We start from the raw sequence: 22,075 nt of genomic DNA on the forward strand, positions 1-22,075 counted from the left end.
GCGCGCCTCGCTGGGTGACGGATGGCGGGCGGTAAGCCAAAAAAAAAGGCCGCCCCGAAGGACGGCCTGGAAGTTTTAGGAGAGGATGCCTGAAAGGCAGGAACTGTATGCGTTACATACGAATTTCCTGCAATTGCGAAATGAAGAGTGTTGATTGCACAATTTGCAATCGATCTCTTCAGTCTACGCATTTGGTTGACGTTAATGCCCAGCGGCAGGACCACGCTCCAGACCAGAAAGTGCAAGCTGTTCATCGACTTGCGCCAGCAGGCGGTCCAGTGCATCAGCATCGCGCGCCTCGGCGCGGGCGACCAGAACGTCCTGTGTGTTGGATGCACGCAGCAGCCACCAGCCGTCCGGCGTGGTGACGCGGGCGCCGTCCGTTGCGTCGATCGTCGCGCCGGATTCGGCGAGTCGGCGCAGCACTTCCTCGATCACGGCGAATTTGCGGCTCTCATCGACCTGGAAACGGAGCTCCGGTGTGTTGACCATGGCCGGCATGGCACCGCGCAACTGCGTGACACTGCGCCCCAGCGTGCTGGCCGCACGAATCAGGCGAACGGCCGCGTAGAGGGCGTCGTCGAAGCCATAATATTCGTGCTTGAAGAAGATGTGCCCGCTCATCTCGCCCGCCAGCGGGCTGCCCGTCTCCTTCATCTTGGATTTGACGAGGCTGTGGCCGGTTTTCCACATCAGCGGCTTGCCGCCCAGTTCCGCCACCCGGTCGAACAGCGCCTGGCTGGCCTTCACATCGGCGATGATCGTGGCGCCCGGTTCAGCGGCGAGCACCGGCTCGGCGAGGATGGCAAGAAGCTGGTCGCCCCAGATGATGCGCCCTTCGCCATCGATGGCGCCGATCCGGTCGCCATCGCCATCGAAGGCGAGGCCGAAATCGAGGCCCTTCTCCGCGACCAGCGCGCGCAGGTCAACGAGGTTCTTCTCCTCGGTGGGGTCGGGATGGTGATTCGGGAAATGTCCGTCGACATCGGTGAACAGCGTGTGGTGCTCGCCGGGCAGCAGCTTCACCAGCCGGTCGAGCACGGGGCCGGCGGCGCCGTTGCCGGCATCCCAGCCAATCTTGTAGGCTTGGCCGTCGAAGCCCTCCATCAGCCGGGCGACATAGCGGTCGAGAATGTCGACCTGCTCGCTGCCGGCGCTGCCCTCGACCCAGTCGCCGGAAGCCGCCATCGTGCCGAGGCTCTGGATGTCCTTGCCGAAGAAGGGGCCTTTCTGGAGCACCATCTTGAAGCCATTGTAATTGGCCGGGTTGTGGCTGCCGGTGATCTGGATGCCACCGTCCACATCCAGCACGGCCTCGGCATAATAGAGCATCGGCGTCGGGCCGAGACCGATGCGGACCGCGTGAATGCCGCTGTCATTGAGGCCGCGCACCAGCGCTTCTTCCAGCATCGGCGAGGAGAGGCGCCCGTCATAGCCGACCGCGACGGCCCGTCCGCCGAGCCGCGCGACACGCGTGCCGAAGCCCCGGCCGATGGCATAGGCATCCGCCTCGCCCAGCGTTTCGTCGATGATGCCGCGAATGTCATATTCGCGCAGCGTGGTCGGATGGAATTGATGCGTCATGAAAAGTCCCGGAGAAGGTCGAAGGAAAGCGAACCGACTAGCTTATGTTTCTTGCGATTTTAGCAACGTATCACGCGCAGCATTGATCCGCGCGGCGAGGCCGGGCGATCCGCCGGCGTCCGGATGATTTCTGGCGATGAGCTTGCGATGCGCGGCGATGATCTCGTCGCGGCTGGCATTCATCGACACGCCAAGCAGGTCGGCCGCTTCCGCGCGGCTGAGATCGCGCGCAGTCAGCGGAGCGGGAGAGGGCGCGCGCCCGCCTGCCAGACTGTCCCCAAAGCGCAGCCACAGGCCGGAGACGGTCGCAACCAGCGCGCCTGTCACCGCCATGCCCTTGGTCATCATGATTGTGCCGATCAGCGTGCCGGCGACGCCCAGCCAGGCCGCCGGCACCTTGCGCCCGCTCTTGCGGAGGCGGTACCAGAACCAGAAGCCCAGCCCGCCCAGTGCGACAGCGAGCAGCAGCATGCCTCAGGCGGCGCTCTTTTTCTGGGGAGCCCCGCCGAGCATCGGCAGCGCAAGGCCGGCGATCATCTCGCGCAGTTCCTGCCGTGCCGCCAGATGGCTGACGCCCAGCTCACCGAGATGGCCGCGATCGAGCAACGTCAGGCCCGAGGGGAACAGTTCGCGGAAGATCACGCGTTCGGACAGGCCGGGAATGACGCGGAAGCCCACGCGGCGGGCGAGTTCCGAGAGCGCATCGCCGACGCGCTTCTGGTTGCGCGCTTCCATGTGATGCAGGCGGTTGCGCAGCACCACCCAGTCGATCGAGGCGCCGTCGGCCTTCGCGCGGGTCTTGCGGGTTTCCCACATCAGTTCCGAGTAGAAGCTCAGCCGCTTGACCTTGAAATTCTCAGGATCGACCTGCCCGATGAGGTCGAAATCGACAAAGCTGTCGTTCATCGGCGTGACGAGCGTGTTCGCCGCCGCCGCGGCATAACGCGCCATCGGATCATCGCGGCCGGGCGTGTCGATGATGACGACCTGCGCCTGGCTGGCGGCCTTGGCGATCGCCTCGTTGAGGCCCGCCGTGCTGTCGCCATCATAGACGGCGTAGCTGGGGGAGGGCAGGTCCACCTCACGGCGGCGCGCGGTCGCCTCGCGATTCTCAAGGTAGCGAGCAGAGGTGCGCTGCCGGTGATCGAGGTCGATCAGGGCCACGGACACGTCCTGCGCAGCCAGCGCGACGGCGGTGTGGACGCAGGTGGTGGATTTGCCTGTGCCACCCTTTTCATTGGCAAAGACGATGAGATGCGGCGCGGCGCTGGACATGGGCTGGGTCGAAACTCTTCCTGGGTGGTTACGGCCTCTTGACCGTCCGGTCAGGACAAGCGAAGCCAGCCCCGACCTTCTCCGCCGGCCTTATCGGAGCCTCGTGCCGCGTGCAAATCTTCCGTGACCTTCCCTCGCTCAGAACCGGTCTCGCCTCGCTGCGGGCGGATGCGGGCCGCATTGCCTTCGTCCCCACCATGGGGGCACTGCACGCCGGGCACATGGCGCTGATCGCGGAAGCGCGGCGCCGGGCAAGCCATGTCGTCGCGTCGATCTTCGTCAATCCCACCCAGTTCGGCCCCAATGAAGATCTGTCGGCCTATCCCCGCCGCGAGAAGAGCGATGCCGCGATGCTGGCGCAGGCGGGCGTTGCCGCCCTGTGGCTGCCGGACGTCGCGACCATGTATCCCGCCGGCTTCACCAGCCATGTGAATGTCGATGGCCTCTCCGCCCGGCTGGATGGCGAATGGCGACCCGGCCATTTCGAGGGCGTGGCGACGGTCGTCACCAAGCTCTTCAATCAGGTCCGGCCGGACATCGCCTGTTTTGGCGAGAAGGATTATCAGCAGCTTGCCATCATCCGGCGGATGACGCGCGACCTCGATCTGGGGGTCGAGATCGTCGGCGTCGAGACGCAGCGCGACCATGACGGCCTCGCCCTCTCGTCCCGCAACGCCTATCTCACTGCCGACCAGCGCGCGCGTGCGGCCGCCTTGCCGGAGACGCTGGTCGGGGCAGGGGAGGGCATCAGCGCCGGTGAGGATGTCGCCGCCGTGCAGGCCTGGGCGATCCGCTATCTGCTCGATTCGGGCTTCGATTCGGTCGATTATTTCCTGCTTAGCGATGCTGACACGCTGGAGCCGATGACCCGGCTGGACCGGCCCGCGCGCCTGCTGGTGGCGGCGCGGATCGGCAGCACGCGTCTGATCGACAATATCCCCATCCACCCCTGAAGACATGCCCGAGCAAATCCAGGCGCTAACATCCCTTCTGCCCCGTTAACCATTTCGCAAGAGCTGGCGTGCTTGGTTGCGGTATCGCGAACCTGTGTTTGGGGGGAATTCGTGGGTACAAGCATGAACAATGCCAGGGTCCTGATCGAAAGCCGCACGCGCGCCGCGCTCGGCAATGCGCAGGCCTGTTTCGATCTTGGCGTGGCCTATAGTTGCGGCACCGGCGGCCTGTCCGTCGATCTTGTGGAAGCGCATCGCTGGTTCAATCTGGCTGCGCAGGCAGGCAGCCGCGAGGCACAGACCTGCCGCGCTGAAATCGCCGAGGAAATGACCGCGCGGGAAATCGCCGAGGCCCAGCGCCTCGCCCGCGCCTGGACGATCGAGACCAGTCAGCGCGTCGCGGCTTGATCGGCTTTAGCCCGCGTCTCCGCCCTTGCGGAATGGCGCGCGTTCATCCAGCCATTCGCGTTCATCGGCGACGGCGGCGGCCTCGCGCTCGACGAAGTCGGCCACGGCGCGCCTGAAATCGGGATGCGGGATGTAATGCGCTGAATAGGTCGGCACCGGCCGATAGCCACGCGAGAGCTTGTGTTCACCCTGCGCGCCGGCCTCGACCCGGGCCAGGCCCCGCGCGATGGCGGCATCAATCGCCTGATAATAGCACAGCTCAAAGTGGAGGAACGGCACCTCCTCGTTGCAACCCCAATAACGCCCGTACAGCGTATCGCCGCCGATGAGGTTGAGCGCCCCGGCAATCGGCCGTCCGTTACGATAGGCGAAAATCAGCAGAACCCGGTTCGCCATGCGCGCGCCGAGCAGCGAGAAGAAGGCGCGGGTGAGATAGGGGCGGCCCCATTTGCGGCTGCCGGTATCCTGATAGAATTCCCAGAACGCATCCCAATGATGTTCCTCAATGGCGTCACCGGTCAGGTGCCGGATGTCCAGCCCGGCCTGCGCCTTGGCGCGCTCCTTGCGCAGATCCTTGCGGTGGCGGCTGGAGAGACGGGCGAGAAAATCATCGAAGCTGGCATAGCCTTCATTGGCCCAGTGGAACTGGCTGCCCTGGCGGATGAGCCATCCCGCCGCGCGGTACAGGTCGCATTCCTCCGGCGTGATAAAGGTCGCGTGGGCGGAGGACAGCTCATTCTGGTCGACCACCGCCTCGATACCGGCGATCAGCGAGGGGCCTTTACCGGCGTCGCGCAGCAGCAGGCGCGGGCCCGGCACGGGGGAGAAGGGCGCGGCGATCTGCAGCTTGGGATAATATTGCCCGCCAGCGCGCTCCCAGGCGTCCGCCCAGCCATGGTCGAACACATATTCGCCCTGACTATGGCCCTTGAGATAGGCCGGCGCTGCGGCGATCAGGGTGCCACGGCCGTCTTGAATGGTGATCGGCGCTGGCGACCAGCCCGTGCCGCGGCCGACGCTGCCCGATTCTTCCAGGATGGAGAGGAAGTCGTGGCTGACGAAGGGATTATCCGGGCCGGCGCAAGCGTCCCACTGCGCCTTGTCCAGCGCCGCGACGGATTGGGTGAGGTGGACGGTCAGCGCGTCGCTCATGAGGACGGCGCCTCTCGGTGCGCCAAGGAGGGCGGAGAGCGAAACGGAGCGACGTCGTGCAGCACGTGCGGAACATGGGGCGTCTGGCGCGAAATTGCCAGTGCCCGCAGGTCCATCGCGCCCAGGGCCGCCAACATGCCGGCCGGGCGCGGTAGCTCAGTCGCGGATCTGCACGATGGCGTCGATTTCCACCGATGCATCCAGCGGCAGCACTGGTACGCTCACGGCGCTGCGGGCGTGGCGGCCGGCATCGCCGAAAATGCGGACCATCATCTCCGAGGCACCATTGGCGACCTTGGGCTGATCGGTGAACTCTGCGGTGCTGGCCACAAAGGCGCCGAGCTTCACGATGCGCTCGACCCGGTCGAGATCGCCGCCCAGCGCCGCTTTCATCTGCGCCACCAGCATCAGGGCGCAGCGTTCTGCAGCCGCGACGCCCCAATCGAGATCGCGCTCGCCGCCGATCTTGCCTTTCATCAGGGCGCCATCGGCCGCGAAGGGCAGCTGGCCACTGATGTGCAGCAGGTTGCCGGTCTGCACCGCAGCCACATAAGCGGCGACGGGAGCGGCGGCTTGCGGAAGGGAGATGTTCTCCGCGGCGAGGTGTTGGTCGATCTTGCTCATGGGCGGAGCCAGAGCATGAGGCCGCAGACGCGTCAAGACCGGCTAGGACAACGCCCCGGTGGCAATCGCGTCATACTCGTCGATGCGGGCCATGATCCATGCCTCGGCACGGTCCCAGTCGTCGATCCGCTCATGCGCCTCGCGCACCGGCTCGACATGGGGGGCGAACTCGGGCTCGCCGACCATGTGCAGCCGCCAGCATTCCGGCACGTCCCGCGCAACAGAAACATGATTGGCACCCAGATCGTCGATGAAGATGCTCAGGCCCGGCTTGCGCTCGTCCAGCAGCTTGCGCACCGCCGGCCCCTTGCCGCCGCGATTGCCGATCACCGGATAGGGGAGGCCGTGCGCATGGATCTGGTCGGCGCGGGCCTGCGCGCGTTCCTCGCCGATATTGGTGACGATCACGATGTCTGCCCGCTGTGCGATTCGCGCCATCGATTCCACCGCGCCGCGAATTGGCGTCTGGCGATGCATCTCCGTCTCGAAGAAGGCGCCCAGCAACGTCCAGACCAGTTCGCGCTCGATCAGGTCGCCGCTGGTCTTGTGGCGCAGTGCACGCTCGAAACCGCCGGAGAAGCTGAAGTCGATGCCGTGCTGCTCTTCCAGCCAAGACCGGAAGGGGACGACCATGTGCATCAGCACTTCGTCGCAATCGCTGATGATAAGCGGGCGGCTCATCGGCCGAGCCGCTCGCGGGCGGCGACGAGATCTGCCGGCGCGACTTCCAGGGCTTCCGCGCAGGCCAGGAGGTCCGGCTCGTGATTGATGACAAAATCCATCAGCGCGCCCAGCGTGGCCGGGTCGGTCAGGGCTTGCCGCAGCGCATCCGGCTCCAGCCCGGTGAGGCTGAGCATCCGTTCGGCACGGACCGAATCAGCCACAATCCATCCCACGAGGCGCAGCGCCATGGTTTCATCATCTTGAGGGATCGGATAGGTCCGCATTGTTCACCTGTATGCCGGGCAGCGGGAGGTTCTCCCCTGCGCGGCTGCAAAAATGGCTTTGTCCATCGGCATAAGGACTGTTCGTGTCAAAACGCATATTGGTTGTCGAGGACAATGAGCTCAACATGAAGCTCTTTTGCGACCTGCTCCGCGCGCATGGGCATGAGACAGAGCCGGTGCGGGACGGGCGGGAGGCCTTCGCCCGCGCATCCGCCTTTCAGCCCGATCTCATCATCACGGATATCCAGTTGCCGCATGTGAACGGTCTGGACCTCATCGCCTCCTTCCGCGCGGACGCGGCTCTGGCAGAGACGCCGATCATGGCTGTGACGGCCTATGCCGCCCCGGGCGATGAAGCACGGATTCGGGAGGCAGGCGCGAATGCCTATGTCTCCAAGCCGATCTCGGTGCTCATGTTCATGAATGTCGTCAACGGACTCATCGCGCCGACTGCGCTGGCGAGCTGAGCCCACCCGGCGCGCCATCGCCCCACTTCATCGTCACGCTGCCGCACGCAAAAAGGCCCGGATCGCGCGATCCGAGCCTGAAGCGTCATGCACGAGCGAGCGGACCGACAGGCCCGCCGCGGCACTTACTTGATCTTGGCTTCCTTGAACTCGACGTGCTTGCGCACGACGGGATCATATTTGCGGAAGGTGAACTTCTCGGTCTGCGTGCGGGGATTCTTCTTGGTCACGTAGAAGAAGCCCGTGTCAGCGGTGCTGACCAGCTTGATCTTCACTGTGGCGGGCTTCGCCATGGCCAATTCCTCAAATAATTGAGCGACCTCCCTGCGGGCAGGTGCGGTGCGCTGACATACATGCAAAAGACGGGCTCCGCCTCTGGCGAGACCCGTTCGGCGGCGGCCAATGCGGGAAAAGCCGGCCCTTGTCAAGGGAAGGAGTCGCCGCAGTCGCCGCTCTTCGCTGCAAAACCGAAGCTTAACGATGGGCGCTTATGGTGCCGTTGTCACAAGCCTGACTCGCGAGGCTGGCAAGAACCGATTCGCGATGGACAAGGCGGGATGGGAGAATCGGGATGTATCAAGGCTCGGACCGTCTGGTTCGCGATCAGATGCTTGGCCGCATCGAGGCGCTGGAGGGGGCTTGTACGGGCCTGTCCCTCTTCTCCCTGTGCGAGCGGCTGGAAGATTTGCGGCTGTTCGCGCGCCGGCATGACTTTGCCGCGGTGGAAGGGCTGGCCAGCCTGCTGGAGTCGGTCGTGGCCTATAACGGCCACCGTCAGGTCGCGCAGACCTATCTCACGCTGATGCGGGACGCTGCCCAGGGTGATTCGGCTGCGCCGCAGACTGCGCGCGTCTACCTTGCCGCAGCGGCCCTGCGGGGGTGTCGCTGATCGCTTCATTGCGCCGGCGCATCACCATTGATTGATTTCGTCGATCAATCTGTGCGGGCCTATCTGTTCGTCATTCCGAGTTCCATCTGGCATAAGCGGGGCGTGGGGAACGTTTCGGCGTTCCGGAATTTACGCCAGACACATCAACCATTGGAGGCCTTTCATGACAGACAAAGCGCTCAAGACGCCCACGGACCTGAAGGGAAATGCCATCAAGGCCGTCGCCGACGCGCTGAACGGCCTGCTGGCGGATAGCTATGCGCTTTACCTCAAGACCAAAAATTTCCACTGGCATGTCTCCGGCCCGCATTTCCGCGATTATCACCTGATGTTCGACGAACAGGCGGCCGAGATTCTTGCGACGACGGATCTGATCGCCGAGCGGATTCGCAAGACCGGCAACACTGCGCTGCGCTCCATTGGCGACATCGCCCGCAAGCAGAGCATTCAGGATAACAATGACGACTTCGTCTCCGCTGCGGACATGCTGGCGGAGCTGCGGGCCGACAATATGGCGCTGGTGGAATCGCTGCGTGCCGCCAAGGAACTGGCCGAGGCCGCCGGCGACAATGCAACCGATGGGCTGATCGACGACTGGACCGATCAGGCCGAGCAGCGGGCGTGGTTCCTGTTCGAAACGAGCCGCAACGGCTGATCCATTTGGACTGAGCCATCGCCGCGCTGCAGTTGCGGCGATGGACACACAAAAAGGGCCGGGATTTTCATCCCGGCCCTTTTTCTTGCGAAGTGAGTCGCCTGTTACTCGGACTTGGGCTCGAGATTCACGGCGGCATATTTGCCACGACGGTCGACTTCCAGTTCGAAGTCCAGACGGTCGCCTTCCTGCAGCGAAACCATGCCGGCACGCTCGACAGCACTGATGTGCACGAACGCATCGGGCTGGCCGTCATCGCGCTGGATGAAGCCGAAGCCCTTCATGGCGTTGAAGAACTTCACCGTGCCGCTGGCCCGCTCACCGGTGAGCTGACGCGACGGTCCGCCACGCTGCTCGGCCGGCGCGCGGTCTGCAGCGCGCTCGGGAACCGGGAGCGGCTCGCCGTCGATCACCAGATCGGTTGCGGAAATCTTGCCGCCACGGTCCACCAGCGTGAACTTGAGCTGCTGCCCTTCGGCGAGGCCGGTCAGGCCAGCCTGCTCGACAGCGCTGATGTGCACGAACACGTCTTCCGCGCCATCGTCACGGACGATGAAGCCGAAGCCCTTCTGGGCATTGAAGAACTTGACCGTGCCGGAGCCTTCGCCAACGACCTGCGCGGGCATGCCGCCACGACCGCCGCCGCCGCCACCACCGCCACGGAAGCCGCCGCCACCGCCGCCGCCGCTGCGGAAACCGCCGCCGCCACCGCCGCGGTCACCGAAACCGCCGCCACCGCCGCCGCCGCCGAAGCCGCCGCGATCGCCAAAACCGCCGCCGCCGCCGAAGCCGCCGCGATCACCGCCGCCGCGAGGTCCACCGTAACTGCTGCCACCATATTCCGGAAAGGCGTCGAACTGGGGTTCTCCGAAGCTGTCCCGCTTGTCCCTGCCGCGACCGCGGCGCCCTCTATCAAAACTCATGCCCTGTTAATCACTTTCGCTCGTCCACTCTCGATCCGCACCCATGCCGGACGACATGCACAGGGACTCGACCAAGGCCACACTCGGCCAAGCATCGCTATAGCGGCCTTTTTCGCAAAGCGCGAATGATTTTGGCGCAATTGCCGCGCTGAACGTCGATCCCGCTCGCGGGCGACATCGGCCCGATCCGCAGCGCTGGGGAGGCGCTCTGCCGTCTTGCCTTTTTCGGAGGTTTCCCTGGCCCGGTCATGCAGCTAAGAGGAGCGGCATGACCGTTTATTTTCATGAAGAAGACCTGCCTGCCGATGTGCTCGCGCCGGGCGCCGTTGCCATCGATACCGAGACGATGGGCCTGATCACCCCGCGCGATCGCCTGTGCGTCGTGCAGATCAGCGATGGGCAGGGCGATGAGCATCTCGTCCGCTTCTCGCCGGGGAGCAGCTATGCCGCGCCGAATCTGCGGGCGGTGATCGCCGATCCCACGCGACTCAAGCTCTTCCACTTCGGCCGCTTCGACATCGCGGCGCTTCAGCATTATCTCGGCGTGCTGGCAGCGCCGGTCTACTGCACCAAGATCGCCTCGCGCATGGTGCGTACCTATACCGATCGCCACGGCCTCAAGGAGCTGGTCCGCGAGCTTCTGGGCATGGACATCAGCAAGCAGCAGCAGAGTTCCGACTGGGGCGGCCCGGTGCTGAGCGAGGCGCAGCGCGATTATGCCGCGTCCGACGTGCGCTTTCTCCACCAGTTGAAGGCGGAGCTGGACATAAGGCTGGAGCGGGAAGGGCGCACCGCGCTCGCCCAGGCCTGTTTCGACTTCCTGCCACACCGGGCACTGCTGGATCTCGCCGGCTGGCCGGAGACAGATATTTTCGCCCATGCGTAAAGGGCGTGCCCTGCGCGGGACGTCCGGGTCCGAGGACGAGCTGGCGCCATCGGCGCTGGCACGGGCCGAGCACAGCCGGCTGCAGCGCTGGGCCGCGCCCGGCGGCAGCCATGACCGGCTGGTGACCCTGCTCAAGCGGGTATTGCCGATCTCTGCCGGCGTGCTGGGCGCCTTCCTGCTGGCGGCGCCGTTCACCCACCAGACCGAGGTCAGCTTCGTGCTCGACAAGAACAAGGTCGATGTCGCGAGCGAGCGGTTGAAGGTGACCGAGGCGCTGTATCGCGGCGAAGATGGCGAGGGCCGGCCCTTCTCGCTGCGTGCCGGCTCTGCGCTGCAAAAGACCTCGCGCGATCCGATCGTGCAGCTCAACGAGCTGGAGGCGCGGCTGCAGATGGAAGGCGGCGGCGCCGTCGTCACCGCGCGGCAAGGCAATTACAACATCGAGAATGAGACGGTCGCGGTCAACGGGCCGATCCAGTTCCAGAGCGCCAATGGCTATCGGCTGACCACGCGCGATGTCGACATTCGACTGCAGGAGCGGGACTTGCGCAGCCGGGGCGATGTCGAGGGGCGGATGCCGACCGGCACGTTCCGCGCCGATCATCTTAAGGCCGATCTGGAGGGGCGCACCGTCACGCTGGAGGGCAACGCCCGCTTGCGCATGGAGCAGGTCGGGCGCTAAGGGCATGTCGATGCGCAGACCCTTCCTTCTTGTCGCTGCCGGCGCCCTGGCCGGGTCCACTCTGGTCGCGATTGCCGGCGTTGCCGATGCGCAGGTTCTGCGGGGGCACAATACACGCGCGCCGGTCGATTTCTCGGCGGACCGTATCGAGGTGCAGGATCGCGCCGACCGCGTCGTCGTCTCCGGCAATGTGCAGGTGACGCAGGCCGGCATGACCATGACGGCGCAACGTCTTACCGTGGCCTATCACAACACCGGCGGCATCGAGATCGACCGACTCGACGCCTCGGGCGGTGTCGTCGTGACGCGCGGCAACGAGCGGGCCAGTGGCTCGGTCGCCATTTATGATCTCAATCGCCGGCTGATCACCATGATCGGCAATGTGCAGCTCAATCAGGGCGGCAACCGCCTGACCGGTTCGCGCCTCGTCATCGATCTGGCCAGTGGCCGCTCGACGGTGGACGGCTCTGCCGCCGGTGGCGCGCCGGGCACCACCCAGTCGGGTGGTCGCGTCTCCGGCACGTTCCAGGTTCGCCAGAGCGGCGATCAGTAGGAAAAGGCCGGACGCAGCGCCAAAAAGCTTGCCTTTTTCGCTGCCTTGAACGATTCGGTCTCCATGCAATTTTCCTGCCAGATCGTGGAAGCTGCGGAGGAACGTCGGTTCGATAGGGCCGGCGATCAGGATGATCTGGAAATGAGGACAAGGCGATGAGTGAGGCAGACACGATGCGCGATCCCGCAGTCGCGGACGACCCCGCCGGCGCGTCAGAGGATCATCGGCTGCAGGTCATTTCCATCGCCAAGAGCTACGACAAGCGTACCGTCCTCGCCGACGTCAGCCTGGAGGTCGGCCATGGCGAAGTGGTCGGGCTGCTCGGGCCGAACGGTGCAGGCAAGACGACCTGCTTCTATTCCATCATGGGGCTGGTGAAGCCCGATTCGGGCCGCATCCTGCTGGAAGGTACCGATATTACCGGCCTGCCCATGTATCGTCGCGCGATCCTGGGTCTGGGCTACCTCCCGCAGGAAACCTCCATCTTCCGCGGCATGACCGTGGAGCAAAACATTCTCTCGGTGCTGGAACTGGCCGAGCCGGACAAGGCGGCGCGGGCACAGAAGCTGGAGACGCTGTTGGAGGAATTCGGTCTGGCCCGCCTGCGCGCCAGCTCGGCCATGGCACTCTCCGGCGGTGAGCGGCGGCGCTGCGAAATCGCGCGGGCGCTGGCGGCCAATCCGTCCATCGTGCTGCTCGATGAGCCCTTCGCCGGCATCGACCCGCTCTCCATCGCGGATATTCGCGATCTGGTGAAGGATCTCAAGACGCGCGGCATCGGCGTACTCATCACCGATCACAATGTCCGTGAGACGCTGGAGATCGTCGATCGCGCCTGCATCATCTACGATGGCAAGGTGTTGTTTGCCGGCAGCCCCGCGGAACTGGTCGCCAATGCCGATGTCCGCCGCCTCTATCTGGGCGAGAGTTTCTCGCTGTGATGGCGGGCCGGTCGCGGACAGGCTGAGGGGCAGCACCACCCATGGCGATGGCGCCTCGCCTCGATCTTCGGCAAAGCCAGTCGCTGGTGATGACGCCGCAGCTCCAGCAGGCGATCAAGCTGCTGGCGCTGTCCAATCTGGAGCTTGAGGCATTCATCGGCGGCGAGCTGGAGCGCAATCCGCTGCTGGAAGCCGGCACGGACATCGCGCTGCCCGCGCGGGAGCAGGCCGAGCTTCCGGACGGCGTAGAACCGCAATCGGGGCCCGACGCTCCGGCCGACGTGCTGATCGGCAAGGGCAGCGGCGAGGCGGACGGGCCGCTGGATGTCGATCACGGCGCCGAGACCTTCATCGATGATGGCCCAAGCGACCGCGCGCTGCCGGGCGGGGCGGACACTGGCCGGACATCCGGCGACTTCGGTAGTGAAGGCCCGGACTTCGACAGTTTCGCCGCGCCCGAGCAAGGGCTTTACGAGCATCTGATGCATCAGGCCGGCGCAGCGCTCTCCGGCCGGGCACTGATGATCGCCGAGCAGCTGATCGGCCAGATCGACGATGCCGGCTATCTGGAAGCGGACCTGCTGGAGACCGCCTACCGGCTGGGCGTTCCGCTGGCAGAAGTGGAGGTGGTGCTGGCCGTCATCCAGGGGTTCGATCCCGCCGGCATCGCGGCGCGGAGCCTCAGCGAATGCATCGCGCTGCAAGCCAAAGAGGCGGATCGCTACGACCCCGCCATGGCAACGCTGATCGCCAATCTCGACATTCTCGCCAAGGGCCAGATCGCGCATCTGCGCCGGATTTGCGGGGTGGATGAGGAGGATATGGCGGACATGATCCGCGAGCTGCGCGGCTATGACCCAAAGCCCGGCCTGCGCTACGCCAATGATCGGCCTGCAGCCGTGGTGCCGGATGTGCTCATCGCGCCGGTGCGGGACGGGTGGTCGGTGGAGATCAACGGCGCGACGCTGCCGCGCATCCTCGTCAATCGCCGCTATCATCACCAATTGGCGAGCGGCGCGCGGGACAAGACGTCCAAGGCCTGGGTGTCGGATTGCCTTGCCAGTGCCAACTGGCTCATCAAGGCGCTCGATCAGCGCCAGCGCACCATCCTACGGGTGACCGAGGAAATCCTGCGGCGGCAGGAGGGCTTCTTCCGCCATGGCGTGGCCCATTTGCGTCCACTTACTCTCCGCGTGGTCGCCGATGCGGTGGGGCTGCACGAGTCCACGATCAGCCGGGTGACGAGCAACAAATATCTGTCTTGCCCGCGCGGGACCTATGAGCTCAAATTCTTCTTCACCAGCGCAATTGCCGCAGCAGATGGCGGTGAGGCAGCATCGGCCGAGGCTGTGAAGAGCCACATCAAACAGTTGATCGCCGATGAACCGCCGAATGCGATCCTCTCCGATGACTCCTTGGTAGACCTGCTGCGCGAGCGCGGGTTCGACATCGCTCGGCGCACGGTGGCCAAATATCGCGAGGCGATCGGGCTGGGATCGTCCGTGCAGCGCCGCCGCCAGAAAGCCCTGGGGGGGCGATAACAGCGCGGTTTAGTCGAGCACGCGGGACATGCGGCGCCCGGCAAGGATGCCGAGCACCAAGAAGATCCCGAACAGCGCGAGGGCGATGAAGAACAGTACCTTCGCAATCCCGACAAACGCCCCCGCCACGCCGCCAAAGCCCATCAGGGCGGCCGCACCGGCGATGAGCAGGCTGAGGATGGCAAGACGGATCATGAGGGGCTCCTGTTGCTGACAGGGGTTTTAACGTCTCGCGCAGGGCGGCGGTTCCCGGCGGGGTGGGGGAGGACGAGCGACACGCGGATATCCCTACGTAAATCTGCCGAACCCGCCCGGCCGGGGCGCCCACCGGTGGGCGGCATTGCTTCGTCAATGTTGATGCGCGAAGGCACCTTGCGAAACCCGCGCGACCCCGCTAGGGCGCACGGCTCCAGTGCATGCGGAGCGGTGGCCGAGTGGTCGAAGGCGCTCGCCTGGAAAGTGAGTATACGTCAAAAGCGTATCGAGGGTTCGAATCCCTCCCGCTCCGCCAGACTCCGAACATCAGCGGTTCGGGGTGAACCAAAAAACGATTAAATTCAGACAGTTTAGTGAAATTATCAGGATTATCAGTTTATGTGGGATCGCCAAAGATCGCGTGAAACCGGCGCCGAAGTTATGCCCAATGGTATGACTTAATTCCTAGCCGGGGCGTTGATGGCGCCGCGTCCTGCTAAACTGAACGTCAGCAGATCGATCCACTCACGCAGCCTGGGAAGCTGGTCAGAGACAGAAGCGCCCCTGAATCCATTTTTCTCGCGCTTGTCAGAGATGAAGCAATTCTATCAGAATTCAAGAAAATCAACTGCTGGCACGATAGAGTCAGCTTTATGTCTGCTGCGGTGAAGCACGCAGCGGGCAGCAAAGCAGCGGCCAGGGTCAGCGCTTTGGTAGGTGTTATCTCGACAGCATCAAAAACGGAACGGGGTAATTCATTGCTTTTGAATAGCTTGCCAGAGTCTGCCCACCAATTTGACGGCGTGCACGGCCGAAGCATTCACTCATGCGACATTGACGGCAGAAGCGGTTAGTTGAGCACAGATGGAATTGTGACAGGACGATTTCCTTTCAGACACGCGAATTATGGAGGAATGTCATCTCCGCAAAACACGTGAAGAGTGCGAAGAAATCCGGAACCTGCTGGGCAGAATTTTGGACCGAAGACTCTCTGAGGTAGCGAAGCTGGATTAAGATAATCCTGTTGTAAGAGCAGTTGGACATATCGGAGTGGCTTTCGGTCTCCAAAACGCTTAAAGAGAGATTAGGCTCAGGACCTGTTAAATTGCTTGCGTGAAGCGTCCTCGGTTGGTTCAACTGCAGCACTGAGGAGGTGCCGCGATGCGTGCTCCGTTTTTTGCAGAGCGAAGCGCAGATGCGCCGGAGCGAGCCAGTTTTTCCGTTGTCGCACAGTGTGCCGAGAGTCGATAACCGGCGGATCGTTTCGGGCATGATCTACGTTATCAAGCACGGCTTGATGTGGCGCGATGCCCCCACAGATTATGGCCCGCACAAGACGATCTACAACCGCTTCATCCGTTGGAGCCGCTTGGGCGTATTCAACCGTATCTTTGCAGAGTTGGCGGCCAAGGCGGGCAAGCCCGACCGGATTATGATCGACACCACCCACCTCAAGGCGCACCGGACGGCGGCCAGCCCGTTAAAAGGGGGGGGCTCTTTCCCGATTTATCGGACACACCAACGGCGGTCTGAACTCGAAGCTCCAGCTGTTTGCGACGGTTTGGAGCGACCAATCATGATGCTGCTCACCGAGGGGGAAATGAGCGACCACAAGAGCACATTTTGCTGCTTCCCGCCTTACCTAACGCCAGGGAACTGCTAGCGGACAAGGGCTACGACAGCGATTGGTTCGGGGCAGCACTGGCCGAACGTGGCGTCACACTGCGCATCCCGCCACGGTCAAACCGCAAGGTCCAATACCATTACGACAAGACACTCTACCGCCAGCGTCACAGAATCGAAAATGTCTTTGGTAGGATCAAGGACTGGCGACGCATTGCAACCCGCTACGATCGCTGCACACACATTCATGTCCGCCATCTCCATCGCCGCAACCTGCTGCTACTGGTTGTGGTCAATGAGTTCTGAGTCTAAAATGTTGGGGGACTTACATTACGGGCATGCGTGGGCTTGAACAATTCGGCCAGAGCAGTTTCTCCTATACTCAGTCAATGTGACCGCTTAAGAGTCAGATTTACGGTTTCGTGCTGCTGAGCCGGCTAAAAGGACAGTCGCATTAAATGACTAAGGACGCAGAAGATTCATATCTTAGTATGATCGGCGAATAAGCCGCCGCCATGCTTTGAGGAAGCCCTTTTCTGATCAATATTGCGAGGTCAACTTGTCATCTATAGGATCGCTAATTTCATTAATCTATCCGGTTCGGGCTCGTTTACTTGACTTGGGTTGCAATAGCGGATGGATTGGCAGGTTCTATGCGCGGCGCAGGTTTGACGTAGTCAGCAAGGATCGGGCCCCAGATAAGATCAATCTGGCGCATCAAAACAAGCATCAGAGCAACACCGATAGAGCACTACGGTTCATAACATCAGAATATGAAACACTGCCGTTCAAACGGGAATTTCGCTGCGCCGTATTTTGCGATTGCCTGCACCATGCTGATGATGAATCAGCTGCGATCCGATCGGCCTATGGGGCGATCAGGCCTCGCGGCGTCTTGCTGACCCATCAACCAAGCGTGGGCCATTCGCCGGCTCCCGTATCGTTGGAGGCGATGCGCCTTTACGGCGTGAATAAACGCGATATGACCCAAACATGATTATTGGACTTGGCCGTGAGATCAGCTTTAGCAGTGCGCGTATCTGATGCAGGATAAATTACGAACCCTGTCCTGCGGCAGATCGCCGCCGCGCTTGATAAATACGGCGGGATCACGGTTGGCCGAGCGCGTCTTGCGTTTAGCTTTCAATGCATTCGACCGTGCAAGTTCGATGGTAGATATGATAACTAGAAACGGTGTCGACTATGCGTCGCGAGTTTTGACGGTGTTACGATTAAGCAGTAAGATTCCAGAATACCTACTTTCAAGGACAAAATCACTCCTCAGAACATGACGAAATTCTGGTCCGTATGCTAAGTGCTCAACACATAATAACGGAATTTTGAAACCAAGATGGCTGACGTAATATTTAATTCCGCTGATGCGCTCCTGTCCTTAAGTGACGATGCATTTATTGATGCTGCTTATATGGCGCTAATGGGGCGAAAGGCCGATCAAACGGGTAAATATTTCTATACGCAGTTTCTCGAATTTGGTGGCGACAAAATCGATGTTATAGCGCAAATTGCCAGATCCAAAGAAGCTCGGGACTTCAATGCCAACATTGCGGGATTGAAGAAAATTTTATGGATTTCCAAGTTGAATGGACTGCCGGTCACGCCCCGGTATTTCAAAAAACGTCGGCTACTTGCAAAGAGGATGGAATCTTCAATTATTCTAGCCCGGGTCGGGGAGTCCTTGCCAGAGATAAGCTCTGTTTACGACATCCTTGAATTATATGATCAGACTTTTGTAAACGCTGCTTTTGAGTCCGTTCTCGGAAGGCCTGCCGATGTCAAAGGGATGCGGCATTACCTTTTTCTTTTGCGATCCGGTGTCGACCGGCGGCAGTTGCTCGCTGACCTCTCGAATTCGAAGGAAGGGCGCGAATATAATGCGAGCCTCCCCGGCCTGAAAGCCGAGATAAGGCCGTTTAATGGCTTGCGCAGGGCCACAACAGCCCTGAAATCACGGCTCAATCGATCCAAAAGTCAAGCAACTAGAATTGCCGCCATTGAGAACATGCAGCACGCTTCCGACGTGCGAAATGAACAGAGATTCTTGGAACTGCGCGATTTGGTGAAATCGCAATCTTATGAGCGGTCTGCCTTCACGCCTCCTCCTCTTGGTAGCGATTTCGCGCTAGTGCGATCCGACTTTCGCGGCCTTCATGCACAAATCAGAGAAAAAAGCGATTTTCTTGGGCTGACTAAGGACGCGGGAGGCAGCAGACTGCCCAGCGGATCCAGATTGATTATTTACTATGTCGATCACACGATCAATTGCCCGGCTAATACAGGAATGCAGCGTCTTGTACGGCAATTGGCGCGCGGGCTAGTCGAAGCGGGCGAAAACATTCGCTTCGTAAAGTGGATACCCGAAGACAAGCGGTTCGGTCTCATCAACAAGGCTGAGCTAAATCATTTGGCAGCGTGGAACGGCCCCAAGCTGTCTGATGGCGAGATTGCACGCTATCCAGATGCTGACAGCGTTCGGAACGATCTGCAGGATCCACTAGAAACACTCGACTGTTGGTTTCTGCAGCCCGAAGTCAGTCACATCACCTACCACGACGTACCCCCGACCGTGGATGCGATCTTGGCAGCGCGGGCGCTCGGCGCAAAAGTCGCGGCAGTCTACTATGATGCAATCCCGTTGCGCCTGCCCTCATATGCGGCCGGATTAGACGCGCACGAAAAATATATGCAAGGCCTGCTCCTAGCTGACCTCATTCTTCCGATATCGGAACGGTCGGCCGAAGAGTTAAGGTTGTTTTTTGCCCAGCATCAAAGAGCTCGGTCTCTACCAAGTATCCGCAGTGTGCTGCTGCCGGGTGAAACCAACTTGGCAGACCGGGTTCGCGCCGTTGAAACGCCACTCGAAAATATCATTCTTTCCGTTGGATCGATGGAGCCGAGGAAAAACCATAGTCGGTTGATAGAAGCGTTTCATTTGTTTTCGCAAACGGCTTTGGGCAAGGAGTGGCAACTCGTACTTGCTGGCAATATCCACAGTGATGTCGCCCCGTTCATTAAAGCGGGAATGAAGAAGAATCCGAGCATAAAATTGGTACCACATCCCACTGACGAAGAACTAGATCGCCTTTATCGGTCTGCCAGCTTCACCGTCTTTCCATCGTTGGAAGAAGGGTTTGGCTTACCGATTCTAGAAAGCTTGTGGTATGGTGTACCGTGCATCTGCGCCAACTTTGGTGCCATGGCCGAAGTCGCCGAAGGTGGCGGAACGTTTACTATCAACACGCGCGAAGTGGGCGACATTGCAAGCGCACTGAAAAGGCTGGCCGGCGATAGCGACCTGAGGGAGAAGCTTCGAACACAAGCGACAACGCGCGAAATAAAAAGTTGGGCGGGATACGCGCAGGAAATTGGGGCCTGTTTAGCCACAGCATCTGACCATGCGGCAAGACTGAACTCAATCTACTTCTGGATCAGCGACACCGCCACGCAAGTCTTCAATACTGGCATTCAGCGTGTCATCCGGCAAAGCGCTCGCGGGCTCATGGAGCAGGGCTTAAAGCTCATCCCGGTTGTTTGGGATGCCGAAGCAAAGCGTATGATACCGGCCAACCCAGAGGCATTGCTGCATTGCGAAAGGTGGAACGGCCCACGTGTTAGCGACTGGGCCGAATGGATCGAGCCGTCAAACCATCAAGCCCCCAAGTGGATAATGGTCGGCGAACTTGTACACATCTATCTGGATGACGTGACTACCTATGCCCGTGAACAGGGATTGAGAACCGCCACCATTTTTTATGATGCCATTCCCTACAAAATGCGATCGATGTACAATCAAGAGTGGGTCAAAAATCATGGGAAATACATGGAAGACCTCATCGCATTCGACAAAGTCTTTGCGATATCAGCATCGGCTCGGGCAGATCTCATAAACTTCTTCCTCTCGACCTCACAAAAGACCCATAGCGTTGATCATCGCGTTGTAACGCTCCCCCTACCTTGCGAACTCGTTGGGTATCCACGCAACCGAAAGATCAAAAAGAATAATTCGGAACAAATAAATATTCTGATGGTCGGGTCGATAGAACCACGCAAAAATCAACTCCTTCTTTTGGAGGCTTTTTCTCGTGCATCCTTCATCTGCTCCAAAGAGCTGAATCTGACGATCGTAGGTAAACCAATGCAGCCATGGCCGGAAATGACGGAGATGATGCATACGAAGTTAGAAACCATTCCCAATTGCGAATGGCTGATAGACATAGATGATGATCGTTTGCACCAACTCTACGAGGGCGCCGATTTCACTATTTTTCCGTCTTTAGAAGAGGGCTTCGGCTTGCCGATTGCGGAAAGTCTCTGGAACGGCCGCCCCTGCATCGTGCACCAGACTGGTGCCGTGGCTGAAATCGCTCAAGGGGGAGGATGCCTCACAATCGACATGAAAGACAAACAGGCTATAACGGATGCTATTTTGGAAATGGCGGAAAATGAGAGGTTCAGGCGAGAAGTTGCAGTCCAGTCAGTAACCCGTGAACTGAAGACATGGAACCAATATGCCCGTGAAATAATCGAACAACTGTCACAGGACAGGCTGAGTGACGCTCTGCTCATACAAGAGGGTATCGTCCAAAGAGATGTTCGTGTTGAGTTGCCGAATCTGCGTCCGCGGCCAAAATTATCGATTTGCATTAGCACCTATAACCGAGCAGGCTGGCTTGGCGTCAACCTAAAGAATATCTTTTCGCAATTGCCTAACCCTAGCGAAGAGATCGAGATACTTGTGGTGGATAATACGTCCACCGATAATACCAGTGAGATCGTTCGCCCCTATTTGGACCGACAGGATTTCCGCTATCTCCGAAACTTGAAAAACGTGGGCATGCTAGGGAATTTGACCGTCACTGCACACGAGGCACGCGGGGATTATATATGGATACTGGGAGATGACGACCTAACAAGAGCAGATGCAATTGACCGGGTATTACGCGCCCTCAAGGATCATCCGGATGTAGCACTAGTTTACCCGAATTATGCATATACTTATGAAACAGAGCCCGCGAATGCTCAGGACATGGAGGCGTTTTTGGAGCCCTGCCCAGCGATCGTGCCCGCTGGGCCAGACCTTTATGCACCTGTCAAGGTAGTTGCTTGTCAGAACGAGAACCTGTTCACCGCAATCTATTCATTGATATTGCGGAGGGATCACGCGTTGCGGGCCTATTCACAGGATACGTCAGGTCGCGCCTTTTCAACGATGAGGACGGCAATACCGACAACCTACTATGTTTTAAATTACATGATGGAAGAACCAGCGTACTGGATCGGCGATCCGATAGTCGTGGTCAATTTCAACGTATCATGGAATGCGTATGCCTCTCTCTTCATCCTTGAGCGTTTTCCCGAGGCGCACGACCTTGCCGAACGCCTCGGGTCGGACGGTGAAGCTATGGATCGCTGGCGGGAACATTTTCTCTCGAGCCTGAGTCATTACTGGAGGGAAATCTTTGAGAATGATCCGTTAAACAACGCCGCGCATTTTTCTCCAGAACGCGTTGTCTTGCGCTATAAACATCTAGATGGGTTCAGAAAAATCGCGCCAAGAATGCGCGAAGTTTATGATCATGCCTATCGAAACCTTCATCCCGCCGCAAATCTTCCCCCGGAAGTTCTGTTCGCCACCATTTAATCGTTGAGGACGTGCCATCAATGCATCATTTCGCGCAATTCGCTTGTCTAAACCTAACAGTCTGTTGTGCGTGTTAGCGATAATTGGCAAAACCGAGATAGTGGCCAACGCATGCGAT

Annotated in this window: 22 protein-coding genes, 1 tRNA gene and 1 pseudogene; 14 read left to right on the forward strand and 10 right to left on the reverse strand. The window is 60.6% G+C overall.

Translation table 11 applies throughout. From position 1 onward, the window contains the following. Positions 1 to 201: 201 nt before the first annotated feature. The 3 genes from pgmG to M2335_RS03580 are packed head-to-tail and all read right to left on the reverse strand — an operon-like array spanning position 202 to position 2,859. On the reverse strand, positions 202 to 1,584 hold the full coding sequence (pgmG, locus tag M2335_RS03570) for a phosphoglucomutase/phosphomannomutase PgmG (protein WP_264593810.1): 1,383 nt from the start codon (positions 1,582 to 1,584) through the stop codon (positions 202 to 204). Between the two features lie 42 nt (positions 1,585 to 1,626). Beyond that, positions 1,627 to 2,055, reverse strand: coding sequence for a molecular chaperone DnaJ (locus M2335_RS03575; RefSeq protein WP_264593811.1), 429 nt, complete (start codon positions 2,053 to 2,055; stop codon positions 1,627 to 1,629). 3 nt (positions 2,056 to 2,058) lie between these two features. Next, positions 2,059 to 2,859 (reverse strand): division plane positioning ATPase MipZ, encoded by an 801-nt coding sequence (locus tag M2335_RS03580; protein ID WP_181558565.1) that lies wholly within the window; start codon positions 2,857 to 2,859, stop codon positions 2,059 to 2,061. Between the two features lie 110 nt (positions 2,860 to 2,969). On the opposite strand from M2335_RS03580, the gene panC reads away from it, so the two are divergent. Together panC and M2335_RS03590 are read left to right on the forward strand one after the other, a co-directional pair. Further along, positions 2,970 to 3,812 carry a pantoate--beta-alanine ligase gene (gene panC / locus M2335_RS03585; RefSeq protein WP_264593812.1) on the forward strand — a complete coding sequence of 281 codons (843 nt, stop codon included), beginning with the start codon at positions 2,970 to 2,972 and terminating at the stop codon, positions 3,810 to 3,812. 111 nt (positions 3,813 to 3,923) lie between these two features. Continuing rightward, positions 3,924 to 4,220, forward strand: a complete 297-nt coding sequence (locus M2335_RS03590; RefSeq protein WP_264571930.1) for a hypothetical protein — start codon at positions 3,924 to 3,926, stop codon at positions 4,218 to 4,220. A 6-nt stretch (positions 4,221 to 4,226) separates the two neighbouring features. On the opposite strand, the gene M2335_RS03595 is transcribed toward M2335_RS03590, so the two are convergent. From M2335_RS03595 to M2335_RS03610, 4 genes are all read right to left on the reverse strand, one after another. Next, complete coding sequence (locus tag M2335_RS03595; RefSeq protein WP_264593813.1) at positions 4,227 to 5,372, reverse strand: GNAT family N-acetyltransferase; 1,146 nt, start codon at positions 5,370 to 5,372, stop codon at positions 4,227 to 4,229. Between the two features lie 156 nt (positions 5,373 to 5,528). Next, complete coding sequence (locus M2335_RS03600; RefSeq protein ID WP_264571932.1) at positions 5,529 to 5,996, reverse strand: RidA family protein; 468 nt, start codon at positions 5,994 to 5,996, stop codon at positions 5,529 to 5,531. Between the two features lie 42 nt (positions 5,997 to 6,038). Next, the gene (locus M2335_RS03605) at positions 6,039 to 6,677 is read right to left on the reverse strand and encodes an HAD family hydrolase (protein WP_264593814.1); all 639 of its coding nucleotides are present in this window, start codon (positions 6,675 to 6,677) and stop codon (positions 6,039 to 6,041) included. Then, a complete protein-coding gene (locus tag M2335_RS03610; RefSeq protein WP_264593815.1) occupies positions 6,674 to 6,943 on the reverse strand; it encodes a DUF3572 domain-containing protein in 270 nt (89 codons plus the stop codon). The genes M2335_RS03605 and M2335_RS03610 overlap by 4 nt, the downstream gene beginning before the upstream one ends. Before the next feature lie 83 nt (positions 6,944 to 7,026). Here M2335_RS03610 and M2335_RS03615 point away from each other — a divergent pair, with 83 nt between their 5' ends. After that, positions 7,027 to 7,410, forward strand: coding sequence for a response regulator (locus M2335_RS03615; protein ID WP_181558572.1), 384 nt, complete (start codon positions 7,027 to 7,029; stop codon positions 7,408 to 7,410). 125 nt (positions 7,411 to 7,535) lie between these two features. Here M2335_RS03615 and rpmG read toward each other — a convergent pair whose 3' ends face one another. Further along, the gene (rpmG, locus tag M2335_RS03620; protein ID WP_181558573.1) at positions 7,536 to 7,703 is read right to left on the reverse strand and encodes a 50S ribosomal protein L33; all 168 of its coding nucleotides are present in this window, start codon (positions 7,701 to 7,703) and stop codon (positions 7,536 to 7,538) included. A 278-nt stretch (positions 7,704 to 7,981) separates the two neighbouring features. Here rpmG and M2335_RS03625 point away from each other — a divergent pair, with 278 nt between their 5' ends. Then, positions 7,982 to 8,299 (forward strand): hypothetical protein, encoded by a 318-nt coding sequence (locus M2335_RS03625; protein ID WP_181558574.1) that lies wholly within the window; start codon positions 7,982 to 7,984, stop codon positions 8,297 to 8,299. Positions 8,300 to 8,462: 163 nt separating this feature from the next. Then, a complete protein-coding gene (locus M2335_RS03630; protein ID WP_181558575.1) occupies positions 8,463 to 8,954 on the forward strand; it encodes a Dps family protein in 492 nt (163 codons plus the stop codon). Positions 8,955 to 9,058: 104 nt separating this feature from the next. Here M2335_RS03630 and M2335_RS16490 read toward each other — a convergent pair whose 3' ends face one another. After that, the gene (locus tag M2335_RS16490; protein ID WP_319801100.1) at positions 9,059 to 9,877 is read right to left on the reverse strand and encodes a cold-shock protein; all 819 of its coding nucleotides are present in this window, start codon (positions 9,875 to 9,877) and stop codon (positions 9,059 to 9,061) included. Positions 9,878 to 10,145: 268 nt separating this feature from the next. On the opposite strand from M2335_RS16490, the gene M2335_RS03645 reads away from it, so the two are divergent. From M2335_RS03645 to rpoN, 5 genes are all read left to right on the forward strand, one after another. Then, complete coding sequence (locus M2335_RS03645; protein WP_181558577.1) at positions 10,146 to 10,763, forward strand: ribonuclease D; 618 nt, start codon at positions 10,146 to 10,148, stop codon at positions 10,761 to 10,763. Continuing rightward, on the forward strand, positions 10,756 to 11,445 hold the full coding sequence (lptC, locus tag M2335_RS03650; protein ID WP_181558578.1) for an LPS export ABC transporter periplasmic protein LptC: 690 nt from the start codon (positions 10,756 to 10,758) through the stop codon (positions 11,443 to 11,445). Before M2335_RS03645 ends, lptC begins: the two co-directional genes overlap by 8 nt. A gap of 10 nt (positions 11,446 to 11,455) precedes the next feature. After that, positions 11,456 to 11,998, forward strand: coding sequence for an LptA/OstA family protein (locus tag M2335_RS03655; protein WP_264574928.1), 543 nt, complete (start codon positions 11,456 to 11,458; stop codon positions 11,996 to 11,998). Positions 11,999 to 12,171: 173 nt separating this feature from the next. After that, on the forward strand, positions 12,172 to 12,939 hold the full coding sequence (gene lptB, locus M2335_RS03660; RefSeq protein ID WP_264595350.1) for an LPS export ABC transporter ATP-binding protein: 768 nt from the start codon (positions 12,172 to 12,174) through the stop codon (positions 12,937 to 12,939). A 41-nt stretch (positions 12,940 to 12,980) separates the two neighbouring features. Then, positions 12,981 to 14,480: an RNA polymerase factor sigma-54 gene (gene rpoN / locus M2335_RS03665; RefSeq protein WP_264593816.1), complete on the forward strand. Its 1,500-nt coding sequence runs from the start codon at positions 12,981 to 12,983 to the stop codon at positions 14,478 to 14,480. Between the two features lie 9 nt (positions 14,481 to 14,489). Here the strand turns inward: rpoN and M2335_RS03670 are convergent, their stop codons facing one another. Beyond that, entirely contained in the window at positions 14,490 to 14,675 is a 186-nt protein-coding gene (locus M2335_RS03670) for a DUF1328 domain-containing protein (RefSeq protein WP_264571939.1), read from the reverse strand. A gap of 225 nt (positions 14,676 to 14,900) precedes the next feature. Between M2335_RS03670 and M2335_RS03675 the strand changes: the two genes are divergently transcribed. From M2335_RS03675 to M2335_RS03685, 4 genes and pseudogenes are all read left to right on the forward strand, one after another. Next, positions 14,901 to 14,991 (forward strand) — tRNA-Ser (locus M2335_RS03675). Between the two features lie 879 nt (positions 14,992 to 15,870). Then, a pseudogene (locus tag M2335_RS03680) lies at positions 15,871 to 16,650 on the forward strand (IS5 family transposase). 207 nt (positions 16,651 to 16,857) lie between these two features. Then, complete coding sequence (locus tag M2335_RS16530; RefSeq protein WP_413716133.1) at positions 16,858 to 17,295, forward strand: class I SAM-dependent methyltransferase; 438 nt, start codon at positions 16,858 to 16,860, stop codon at positions 17,293 to 17,295. A 354-nt stretch (positions 17,296 to 17,649) separates the two neighbouring features. Continuing rightward, a complete protein-coding gene (locus tag M2335_RS03685; protein ID WP_264593817.1) occupies positions 17,650 to 21,957 on the forward strand; it encodes a glycosyltransferase in 4,308 nt (1,435 codons plus the stop codon). The last annotated feature ends 118 nt before the right edge of the window (positions 21,958 to 22,075 follow it).

Origin of the sequence: Sphingobium sp. B12D2B (genome assembly GCF_025961775.1) — a bacterium.
In the GTDB taxonomy this organism is placed as follows: Bacteria; Pseudomonadota; Alphaproteobacteria; order Sphingomonadales; family Sphingomonadaceae; genus Sphingobium.

What these genes read in the sequence shown, in the direction of transcription:
- M2335_RS03645 (WP_181558577.1), top strand. Translation starts at nt 10,146, where the DNA reads ATGACCGTTTATTTTCATGAAGAAGACCTGCCTGCCGATGTGCTCGCG.
- M2335_RS03610 (WP_264593815.1), bottom strand. Translation starts at nt 6,943, where the DNA reads ATGCGGACCTATCCGATCCCTCAAGATGATGAAACCATGGCGCTGCGC.
- rpoN (WP_264593816.1), top strand. Translation starts at nt 12,981, where the DNA reads ATGGCGATGGCGCCTCGCCTCGATCTTCGGCAAAGCCAGTCGCTGGTG.
- M2335_RS16490 (WP_319801100.1), bottom strand. Translation starts at nt 9,877, where the DNA reads ATGAGTTTTGATAGAGGGCGCCGCGGTCGCGGCAGGGACAAGCGGGAC.
- M2335_RS03605 (WP_264593814.1), bottom strand. Translation starts at nt 6,677, where the DNA reads ATGAGCCGCCCGCTTATCATCAGCGATTGCGACGAAGTGCTGATGCAC.
- M2335_RS03670 (WP_264571939.1), bottom strand. Translation starts at nt 14,675, where the DNA reads ATGATCCGTCTTGCCATCCTCAGCCTGCTCATCGCCGGTGCGGCCGCC.
- lptB (WP_264595350.1), top strand. Translation starts at nt 12,172, where the DNA reads ATGCGCGATCCCGCAGTCGCGGACGACCCCGCCGGCGCGTCAGAGGAT.
- M2335_RS03685 (WP_264593817.1), top strand. Translation starts at nt 17,650, where the DNA reads ATGGCTGACGTAATATTTAATTCCGCTGATGCGCTCCTGTCCTTAAGT.
- pgmG (WP_264593810.1), bottom strand. Translation starts at nt 1,584, where the DNA reads ATGACGCATCAATTCCATCCGACCACGCTGCGCGAATATGACATTCGC.
- M2335_RS03575 (WP_264593811.1), bottom strand. Translation starts at nt 2,055, where the DNA reads ATGCTGCTGCTCGCTGTCGCACTGGGCGGGCTGGGCTTCTGGTTCTGG.
- lptC (WP_181558578.1), top strand. Translation starts at nt 10,756, where the DNA reads ATGCGTAAAGGGCGTGCCCTGCGCGGGACGTCCGGGTCCGAGGACGAG.
- M2335_RS03630 (WP_181558575.1), top strand. Translation starts at nt 8,463, where the DNA reads ATGACAGACAAAGCGCTCAAGACGCCCACGGACCTGAAGGGAAATGCC.
- M2335_RS03595 (WP_264593813.1), bottom strand. Translation starts at nt 5,372, where the DNA reads ATGAGCGACGCGCTGACCGTCCACCTCACCCAATCCGTCGCGGCGCTG.
- M2335_RS03655 (WP_264574928.1), top strand. Translation starts at nt 11,456, where the DNA reads ATGCGCAGACCCTTCCTTCTTGTCGCTGCCGGCGCCCTGGCCGGGTCC.
- M2335_RS03625 (WP_181558574.1), top strand. Translation starts at nt 7,982, where the DNA reads ATGTATCAAGGCTCGGACCGTCTGGTTCGCGATCAGATGCTTGGCCGC.
- M2335_RS03580 (WP_181558565.1), bottom strand. Translation starts at nt 2,859, where the DNA reads ATGTCCAGCGCCGCGCCGCATCTCATCGTCTTTGCCAATGAAAAGGGT.
- rpmG (WP_181558573.1), bottom strand. Translation starts at nt 7,703, where the DNA reads ATGGCGAAGCCCGCCACAGTGAAGATCAAGCTGGTCAGCACCGCTGAC.
- M2335_RS03600 (WP_264571932.1), bottom strand. Translation starts at nt 5,996, where the DNA reads ATGAGCAAGATCGACCAACACCTCGCCGCGGAGAACATCTCCCTTCCG.